At 42.5% G+C, this 10,683-nt stretch carries 4 protein-coding genes; 2 read left to right on the top strand and 2 right to left on the bottom strand.

All coding sequences use genetic code 11. The annotated features are described in order from the left end of the window. Nucleotides 1-242: 242 nt before the first annotated feature. Together ACED60_RS04455 and ACED60_RS04450 are read right to left on the bottom strand one after the other, a co-directional pair. Entirely contained in the window at nucleotides 243-2,558 is a 2,316-nt protein-coding gene (locus ACED60_RS04455) for an AAA family ATPase (RefSeq protein ID WP_371727014.1), read from the bottom strand. Between the two features lie 5 nt (nucleotides 2,559-2,563). After that, nucleotides 2,564-2,806 carry a hypothetical protein gene (locus ACED60_RS04450; protein ID WP_371727013.1) on the bottom strand — a complete coding sequence of 81 codons (243 nt, stop codon included), beginning with the start codon at nucleotides 2,804-2,806 and terminating at the stop codon, nucleotides 2,564-2,566. Between the two features lie 932 nt (nucleotides 2,807-3,738). On the opposite strand from ACED60_RS04450, the gene ACED60_RS04445 reads away from it, so the two are divergent. Both ACED60_RS04445 and ACED60_RS04440 read left to right on the top strand, forming a co-directional pair. After that, nucleotides 3,739-8,700, top strand: coding sequence for an AAA domain-containing protein (locus ACED60_RS04445; RefSeq protein WP_371727011.1), 4,962 nt, complete (start codon nucleotides 3,739-3,741; stop codon nucleotides 8,698-8,700). Further along, nucleotides 8,693-10,279 carry a hypothetical protein gene (locus ACED60_RS04440; protein WP_371727010.1) on the top strand — a complete coding sequence of 529 codons (1,587 nt, stop codon included), beginning with the start codon at nucleotides 8,693-8,695 and terminating at the stop codon, nucleotides 10,277-10,279. Before ACED60_RS04445 ends, ACED60_RS04440 begins: the two co-directional genes overlap by 8 nt. The last annotated feature ends 404 nt before the right edge of the window (nucleotides 10,280-10,683 follow it).

Below are 10,683 nucleotides of genomic sequence, written 5' to 3'. Positions count from 1 at the left end.
GCACGTACAGTTCTTAGAGGGGCGGCACTTGGTAACAAGTGTCGTCTACTCGACAGCGTTGAGTCAGCGAGATTCACAGTTTCTGGGGGCATTGCAACACGAAAGTACCGTTCGACCTGAAGTTAGTTAGAGTAAAAATTGCGGTTCTGACTCCCCCTTTTCACGAAAGAGTGACAACACGCCTTATCGAGAATGGTATTACGGATAAGTTAGGGAGTCGTTAAGACTCCCTTTTGATGCTATCAAGCAGTAACTACTGTTTCCATCTCAGTGTAATGTGCCTCATCGATAGTCTTAACAATACCTAATATGATATTGAGAATCGCAGGCGACTCACCAAGCAAGTTATCAGCGTTATCATCTAACTCGATCTCTTGGTTGTGAGAATATTTATTGATGAAGCGATATGCCTTTTCAACATCTTCAGGTTTGATTGCTGGGTAATTCCTAACACCATCATCAACCAACTGTCTAAAATCACTTCTCTTTTTAGGAAACTTAAAGCACAAGAAAGATTCCAACAGCTTTCTTGACAAGTTCGCACACAAATACACTTCATCAAGATTAAGCTCTTGTTTCTCTTTGAGATAATAAAGTTTAGAGAACAGGTAGTGATACTCAGAATTATAATCAGTCAATGAACCACCAGCATTAACCAATTTAGACTGACGCACTCCGTCAGATTTACTTTCAATCGTATATGCTCTTGCTTTAATCACTGGCGGTTGTTTACGCATCTTATTTTTCTTCAGCATCCAGTCACGAACCAACTTGAAGTAGGAAAAATTGTGCGTCATTACAAACAATTGCTTTGCCTGCTCACAGTGTTTTTTCAAGAATGAGTACGAGTGGAACAAGTGATTAGAGTCAAAGCTAGAAACTGGGTCATCAATCACGACAATCGTATTCTTAATATCATTATCGTGCTCTTCGAGTTTCGTCGCGAAGTAGACAAATGCTATGGCAGTTTTCTCACCCTCACTCAGGTTTTGAGCGTGCCTATCGGATCCATTACGTGAAATTCGGTAACCTTTCTGCTTTGCATCAAACTTCAAAGTTAACTCAGTCCTACCAATAAACTTCGCTAGCTCAGCATTGAAAGCATCTACGGCAATTGACTCATTCGATAACTCTGCTTCAAGTCTTTGTATTTCTTTCTTAATTGCAGAAATTTCGTCACTCAGCTTCAGCACATTACCATTTGCGGCCTTTATATCTTCTACTTTTTTACTGTAATCAAAATCGATAACTTCATCAGCGGCGTAATGGAGCTCAAGTGTTTTTTTATGTGTGGTCGTAACAGCCTGGAAGTTTCCTGATTTGTCATTGTGTTTTTTCACACAAGCAGCGATATCAAGAATCACTTTGTTATATTGGTCTATCAAATCCACTGTCACAGACGAAATCTTTTGAGAGATATCAAATGGATCATTTGATTTTTTATCGATACATTCTCGCCACTGCTCTACGATGCTATTGATTTCAGTTACAACACCCTCCAAAGGAGCTACTACTTCTTTGTACTCATTCTGAAACTCATCAAAAAATGACTCAACACCAGGTAAAGTAAGTTCAGGTAGATCACAACAATACTTTGTTGCCTCAGTAATCTCCTGCTTCAATAGTTTGAATTCATTACTAAAATGATTATTTAAACTAGTGAGCCTTGATTCATCTATCTTATTTCCACAGAAGTGACATTCTTCCGATTTATGCTCATCATGAACCGCCATACCACTTGATACCCACGTTTGAACATAGGGGTTGTCTCTAAGAAACTCAATGACTTCATTAACCGCGGACTTACTTAGCAACTTAGTTAGCGCATTGAAGCCCGACTCAAAATAATCTTGCCTGATTGTATTTGGTGCAAATGAAATTCTATCTTTTTCGACAGGAGAAGCTGACTTGGTATGAAGAATGATTTGCTCATCGGTAAGAACTGACGCAGAATCCACAACTTCCGCAGAGCTAGTTCTAATCAAATTTTCAAGTGAGGTTTTGTTGTAGTTAAGGTACTTACTATCTTCGGTCCCTATTACCTTTAAGCTCGTCTTGATGCTCTTCGCTGTGCGTGACAGGAATTTGTTAATCTCGGTATCGAGGTCATCAGCTATCTTTGTTTCTTTTTCTGAAGCTGACTCTTTTAGTTTGAGAGTTTTATTCTGTTCATCTAATTGCTTTCGTTCTTCGATTTTCTGCTGGTCAACAAGCAGTATACTCTTAACAGTGCCACTCCAATCGATGTTTTCACGAACGAAATCATTATTGAATGTCCGAATGTTTAGCTGATTCTGAAAGAGGTTTTGTTGAGTGAGGACACTCTGAGCTTGACCATCCAAGCTGTACTCGATTTCAAATGCTGACTCGGTGTAGTTGGTGCCATCTAAGCTCTTGTTTTCAATACAACGGAACAATCGAGATAATGTCGATTTACCTGAACCGTTCCAACCATAGATAAGATTAAATTTCGCAAACTCATCACAACCATCATTGATGTAATTCTCATAAATTCCGAATGAGCGAAGACTCTTGATTTTATTAATGCCGTTAATCATATTGTCTATCGCTTCTTGTTTGACTGAGCTAGCACCGAAGCAGCAAACTCTTTGGTATCGACACTGTATTTGTCTGACTGAATAACCTTTGAGGCTTTAGTCTCCATCTCTTTGCCTGTTTGCTTTGATGAACTAGCTTGAGTCATTGCGCTAGCAGCTAGTGACTTTTGAATCTTTGAAGCATTAGGATCAGAAAGGGCCTTAGCTGCTTTTGAAGCAACTGATTTAGAGGTTTTCTTAGTATTCATAATCTTATCCTGTGAAATAGGCAATAACGATATGGTGTCCGTTGTATATCATTTCAATAGGAGAAAACACAAAGCCCTGTAAAAATCAGGACTTTGTGAAAAAAGTCACAACTGTAGGTAGTTAATCATCAGTCAATAGATCAAGCTCTTTCTTGATCTTCTCGGTATCAGTTACTTGTTTATTTCATAGTTTCCGAACTCATGATATTGATTGTTAACATGGATATGTGAGGTAAGGGTAAACTTTATTTGAGCACCATATTTTTTCTCATCCCACTACTCAGCTTTCGATTTTTGCTCTAGCGCATTTCTATCCAAAGCCGTTGCAGCCAGATTCTTGAGCCATGGCACTTTTAAGCTCAAAAGTACCTCATAGTGTTTTACATTAACTTTACTGTGCAAAATTGATGCTGGTATTTGACTTACTTTTAATTATCGAAAAAGCTCTAGTCATTTGGCCACATTTGTTACGCTACTACTTTTCCCGAATCGCTCAGGAGATCGCTGAACCATAGAAATACTCAAGCAGAATGTTTTTCGTTCAAAATGAAGAAGCAAACGTCTACGCCTATCGCATGGTCTCAGTGAGACAATTCAATTGGTAATTTTTACATCTTTCCTTATCAGAATAAATTAGCCGTAAAACTAATGTTGACCACATTAATAGTATGGTGTATTTGAAATAAAAAGGTATTATGTTATTGTAAATACTCCTATTTAGGGGGAAGTCAGAGGTTTTCGCATTAGGCGGGAGCTGTGGGACGTACCCCCACTGATGAATCCTACGACAATATGAATCTAAACTTTGTTGGTCTTTTGAGCCAAGGTTACACTGCACCCACGTTGCAGCACAGCGCCGCTCAAAAGATTCCTCTGTCTTCGGACACCTCTTTTCTATGCACCCCTGTTTTTTCTCTACAGGAGGCAACCCAATGAAAATACATATTGCGGCAACAGATGGCCTACACCTAAACGAACATGAAGCCATTCTTGCTATAGAGCGAGCTTTACCCGATCACTGGGTTGGGTATGCCGGCATTTTATTAGTAGATAAAAATCGCAAGAGCCTGGAGTTTGATGTACTGATCTTTGCTGAAGACCGTATCTTGATGGTTGAGCTGAAGAACTTCCATGGCCAGATCCACATGGAAGACCAACATTGGATTCAAACTACCCCCAAAGGTCGTAAAATCAAACATGGCTCTCCGATAGACCGTAAACGAGAACACGCACAACGTATTAAATCGATGTTTGATGAGGAATCACGTACTCTTTGGGGTAATACGTTTTACGAAATTCAAGCTTTAGTCGTTCTTACTGGCGATGCGGAAATTACGCAGAAATCTCCCAAAGATAAGGGCTTTGTACTGACTATTGATGAGTTTTTAGCCATCAAGGATCTTGACACTTACTTTGATATGATGCCAAAAACCAAGGCTGAAGGGTATTTCCAACGTCATCCTGAAAAACGTCCTTGTGCACCTGGACAAATCGCGACTTTTGAAAACTGGAAACGCGGTGGCAATCATGTCCAGCTTCGCCAGAGGCTTGAGGCTGGCTACGTGCTCAGTGAAAAGACCCCAAAACTTAAAGGCCCTAACAACTTTTATTGCGAGTTTGATGGTGAGCATGAACGTGACTCAGATGATAAAAGCCAGATACGGATATGGGACTTTACAAAAATGGCTCATGTCGGGACAGACATGTCTGTGCGGGCTTTCTATGGCCTACGTGAAGATCGAACGCAACGACATATCCGCCGAACTAACCGTCAATTGGGTAAGGATTACTTTTTAGAGCCAAAACACAACCTACAGGAAGACACCCTGACCGTTAATATGGCTGAAGTTTATCAGCTTCCTCGCTTGGCTGAACGTCTGGACGAATACCTCGTTTCATCAAAACTATCGACTGAAGAACGTACTTTATTATTGCGTTCTTTACTAACCCCGCTTGCCGGTATGCATGCTATGGGGGTATACCACCGCGACTTGAGTGCTAAACGTTTGTGGTGGGATCGAGAGCGAAATGCCATCATTGTTAGTGGTCTTACTAGCGCTAAATTTCCAGAATTGGGCTGCAAAAGCATCAGCGACATGCGTCAGGAGTTAGATACAACAGGTATCGTACTACCTGAAGATGACCAAGGGAGGTCTCAGGTATTAGGGCAAGCGATAGATGTTTTCCAATTAGGGGTATTGTGCTACCAAATTGCTTTTGGGGAGGTCTTGACTTTACCTCATGACAAACCGCCGCAATGGAAGTCGCCACTCAATGACCCTTTCGATGGAAAATTGGATGACTTCATTCAGAAATGCCTCAAAGATAATTCCTCAGAGCGTCACACCGATGCGGGTGCAATGCTGGAGACCCTGACACGAACCCTTAACTTTCAAAACTTCGATACTAGTGAAGATAGAGCTAGAGTTTTTGATGCATTAGCTGCATTTAGTACTAACGCTATGCCAATGACGGATTATCCACACATAGAGGCTCCTAATACGGATCCTTTGCGTCAACGTGTGGATTTTCGCTCACAAACAGCTGATGAACAACCTTGTACAGTTCGTATTTATATGAATGCTCGCCCTAATAAGGACAATCATGGTCAGTCTCAGCGATTATTGCATTTCCTTGAGCGCTGTGCTGTAGCCTCTAGTAATGTTTTACCAATTCCATCGCTAGTTGAATTTGGCTGCGGAATGATGGGAACTCATGTTGTTCAATCTTATGTTCCTGGACAAAACTTAGAACAATGGATGGAGCTTCCTGAGCGTAGTTATGACGATCGTTACCAGTTAGCGGATGCCTTAATACGTGCTGTGCACAATCTACATGATTTGGACCTTAGTCATGGTGACCTGAAACCTGAAAACCTACTGGTACAGACGGAAGGTGATAAGTTGAACATCCTATTTCTAGATATGTTTGATTTAGATCTAGATGGTCTTTCGCCTACTAACTCTGAATATGCGCCTATCACTGATGTAAGTGCGACTGCACGAGATCGTTATGCTGTATACATGATAGTAGATGAATTGTTTGCTGCTTGTAATCATCCTGGAGCCAACAAAGTACGCGGGGAAATCCGTAATGCACTAGGTGACAACAACGTTGTACCTCGAAGTCTGGATATGCTCCGACGCACTATGGTTCATGCAAACGAACCAGAAGCGATCGAAGTTGAGCCTTTAGTTATCGAGAGTTCATTTCTCCCTAATGAGAAAGGTGAATTGTTTGAGTTGGACTCTAACATCTACCATCTGACGGCGCGCTACCACAAGCGTGACACTACGTTGCGATTACGCTTCTATGGAGCTTCACATAAGCTAACACTAATCATCAAGGTTGATGGAGAAAGCCTCACAGTTCAGCGTATATACTACGATCGTTTAGGTACGGGAGAAATGGTTTATGACACCCGTAACAATCATAAAAATGGTAATAGTTCAATGTCGGTGGAACAGCCCTTTTTGCTTAAAAAAGGCGAATATGGCTCAACAAACAATGACTTATTAGGTTTTTTAAAATCCCTTCAGGTAGTGCAGTATGCTCTGGACACTAGTCCGGCGGTGAAGGATGTACCGACGGCGGTTACTGGTGAGCAAGAGGAAAGCCTTAAGCGCCTTTGGCAACGATTAGTAGAGGTAGAACGTGAGGCTTTGCCTACCGTTACAGTTATAGCTAGTCCCAAAGAGCGTGATGGAGTCGTATATGTACAGATTAATGAAAACATCGACGCTTTAGAGTTTACTGATGACGATGTGATCAACGTGACAGCAGATGACCATGAAACTAACTTCGGTCAACTGGATGTTGCTAAATCTGGTAACGGCGTATTGGTGTTTTGGGATGACAACCGAGGGAACTACTTTCGTTTACAAAACATAAGAGAAGATACCGTCCTGACCCTTTCTAACTCAGGAAGTGATGTTAGCTGGGAACGACGAAACCGTGCTCTGTCGCGTATTATTGCTGGTGATGCAGTGATGCGAGATTTAACTGACCGGTTTATTAATAGCTCACATGGTGAGAAGCCGCCGGCATTTCCGTTACCGTCGGATGAACAAATCAATAGCTATGAACTAGATGAATCTAAACGAGCTGCATTTTTGTATTTGTTACAAAACCCACTTAGTGTACTGATGGGGCCACCAGGTACAGGTAAAACCACACTACTAAGTGCAACTCTAGATTACCTACTTAATGATGCTGACGTTCGGCGCGTACTTGTTGTGAGTCAATCACATACAGCGGTCGATGAAGTCGCCAACCGTGTGCGTGAATTGAGTTTTAAGCGCCAAGAGCAATCCACGGACTTTAAGTTGCCAAGCATCGTTCGTTTAGGAGAACGTCGTCGAATCAACGAAGGCATGTTGGATGTTCACACCAATGCCCTTCAGGATCAAGCCCGAACCGCATTTCATCGAGATTTGGAAGTTAGGCTGTTAGCACTGTCAGCTCGTTTGAAGTTGCCCGAGGCATTCGTGTTAGAGTCTGCTGCACTATATCGAGCATGCGGTCGTGAATTATTCGAGTTCACGCCAGCACGAAACGAAGCAAGGGACGCTCAGCAAGATATTGTCGAATTGGAAAAATTGCCAAAACATAAACGAGAGGTTCGCTTAGCGGCTGGACGTCGCTTAGAAAGTCTGACAGACGCTTTAACCGGTCGGTTGTCAGCATTTACCGATATGCCAATTCAAGTGTTAAGTCACAAAAAACCGTTGCTCGCAGTACTCAACATAATCGCAGAACGACATCAGATAAATAATCCACAACGTATTGAACGGATGGCTGAGGTACTTAAGGTAGCCCACCACTGGTATCAACGTTTGGCTACGGACGAGACTGGCTACGCTGCGTTTGCCGCTCGTACCCGTCAACTGGTTGTTGGAACTCTAGTAGGTATAGGGCATGGTGGATATCAATTAGACAAAAGTGCCTTCGACCTTGTGGTAATTGATGAGGCCGCACGAGCTACGTTCTCTGAACTAGCGATAGCTATGCAAAGCGCAAAACGGGTATTGTTAGTCGGAGACTATAAGCAGTTAGCTCCTAGCTATGATGTAAGTCATGTTCGTCAAGTTGCTCGTGACTTAGGTCTTAATGAGGCTGAGGTAAAACGAACAGACTTTGAACGTGCATATTCTCTAAATGATGGTCATATGCTTTCGAAGCAATACAGGATGGCACCTGCGATTGGTGAGATTATCAGTCACTGTTTTTATGACGGTACGCTTTCAACTGGACGACCTGTTGCTCCAGCTTGGATGTCTTCGCTGCCAAGTCCATGGGATCGTACTGTATCTTGGATCGATACCTCTGACAGTAAAACCCTGGAAACGAGTATTAACAAAGGGGTTGCTAATAAAGTAGAAGTTGATCTGATGTGTAGCCTGTTGAGGCAACTGGTTGACGATGAACAGGCTATGGCACAGCTGCGTCAGTGGAATGACAAGGATACTACTCCTGCTATTGGAGTAATTACAGGCTATCGAAAACAGGTGGATCTCCTTCAGAACCGATTAGAGTCGGAGTCATGGGCTATGCCAATTCGCTCAATGATAAAAATTGATACGATTGACTCCTACCAAGGATCTGAGAACCGAATTATCTTGCTGAGTTTAGTACGCCATAATACAGAGCAAAAAGGTGGATTCATGACAGATAACGCTCGGGTTAATGTTGCCCTATCTAGGGCAAAGGAGCGTCTGTTGATAGTTGGAGCTGGGAGTATGTGGCGACAGACGAATGCCTCTAACCCACTAGCTCGAGTCTTTAACTATATTAATGAACAACCTAATTCTGATGGTAGTGAATACCAAATCATTCGTGCAGCAGATCTAGTTAATAACGCTTGTTCTGAGACGGTGGAGATCGAAAATGTCTAATAAGACCCTAACCTTGAATAGAAAAACGCAACGACTGGTGGAGTTGCCGGATGATTATGATCGATTACTTCAGAGTATTACCTTACTTGCACCTGCGCAGAAGGTCAGCTTAGACATTGATGTTACCCATAAAGCTACATTAACGGCAGTACTTGAATCGGCACTTCTACTAGTGGCACAGCTTGAAACGGTTTCACCCTCTGAACTTGGAGGCTTTTTCGGACTTGCTGACGATGAGCGACAAGTATTGGTTGATGAGATGATAGACACTGGCCTTGTACGATACAATGACCAAGGCGATATTGCGACTACTGTTAAGTTGACGATGCAACGTCGAGAGGGGGCTTCGGATGAAGGGATTGCGATTGAAGATGTGGAAAACCATCGTGACTTTACTTTTGTAGACCTCTGTACAGGGCATATTCAACCAAAGTGTAATGCAGATTTGCAGAAAGGGCTACCCGAGTTAGCTCGTAGGATAAATCGTAACGATTTTACTGACCTGATATCTGAGCAATTCCGCCGTTTTCAGGTTTGTTTACCCGATATCAAGAGCAAGCGAGCACTTCGCAGCTCTAAAGCCCGACTCTATCGAGTGAATCGTGCTTCTGTTGGACGGTCAGGGTTGAAGCAGCAAGTTTCACTTGATATCCATGCTCATTCAGACCCATTAAACGGAGTGCGCCTAGACGCACAGTTGATGGATTATAGTTTAGAACACACTCGCTTGATGGAAAGCTCTGGTCTCAAAACAGAAGCGATTAACTGGTTACATGAGCGAGAGCTAGAGTCTACGACTTCGTCGCTTGAAGACTATTGTGACTTGGCAAAGGATACGGTGGTTCAACGATACATCGGACGTCGTGGTAAGTTGGAGCTTGGGCACCTATTACATGACCGCCAACGAAGAAAAACTGGATATGGTAACAGCACGACGCAGCGTATGATGCTTGGTCCGGTCTATGCTGCATCAAATCGAGACACATTGATTAAGTGGGCTAAACGCCTGCCACGCAACCAGAAGATGCATCAAGGAGTTTGGCTCGGAGCTACAAATGAATTGTTTGGAGCCAGCCTAGGTCTTGAGTCGTTTATGAAACAAATGAACTCTGAGCTGAGAGATGGCGAGCGTAATTGCCGACTTAACTTAGTATTTCAATGCGATGCTGACTATCGTTCTCAACGTCTACTCACTCATATGTTTGGTAATCGTACTGACAATAGTCTAAGGACCTTCCAAGAAGGCCGCTCTGATTCACACCTTGAAATTTTGGTGTTTCCTGGTGAGCATGGTATGGCCGTAGTTCAGTACCATGCAGCATTAGACCCATCGCTTGGATTTGCTGGTCTAACGTTACCAATAGGTTATTTTACTACTGATCCAGAACAAGTAGCTCACTTGTGGGCGCAGGTACAGAACCGAATTCAATCACCGGTAAAATCCCCCGCTCAGCTAGATGTAGTATTGGACGACCTTGATCAACAACTAAGCTGTACCTCTGCTGAATTGACACAGTTGCTAGTCGATAATTCAGACGAAAAATTGAAAAGCCTGTTGGCAAAATTTAACAGACATTAGTGCTCTTCATTTTGGCGATAATGCTCCAAACCGTTATCATATAAAAGAAAACTGCGAACGGCCTTTTATACAATTATGTTGAGAGGTCATTTTGTTCTGTGTATTGAGCTCCACTAGATCATGAAGCTTGTTCCCTAAAACTAGCTATAGACCTTTCTTTCTCCCTATTAACAGGCTCAGTGAAGTTAAGGGAGAGAGAATAGTTTTCAAAAGATTCGAAACCATTACAGAGCTTATTGTTCACCGCCAACTTTTGCCCACTCCCATACAAGTAGATAATCATTGATAGTGGCGGTTATCAAATTCTGGGATACCAAAGAATATCTGAGCAAGAGAAATAAGCTAGTAGTCATAACTCACAAATATCCAAATCTTTCGCTGTTGACCCGTTTTCTCGCCTACAC

Source organism: Vibrio sp. 1F279, assembly GCF_041439815.1.
GTDB lineage: Bacteria > Pseudomonadota > Gammaproteobacteria > Enterobacterales > Vibrionaceae > Vibrio > Vibrio tasmaniensis_A.
The sequence above is the reverse complement of the archived record's forward strand: the minus strand, read 5'-3'. Positions and strand labels throughout refer to the sequence as shown.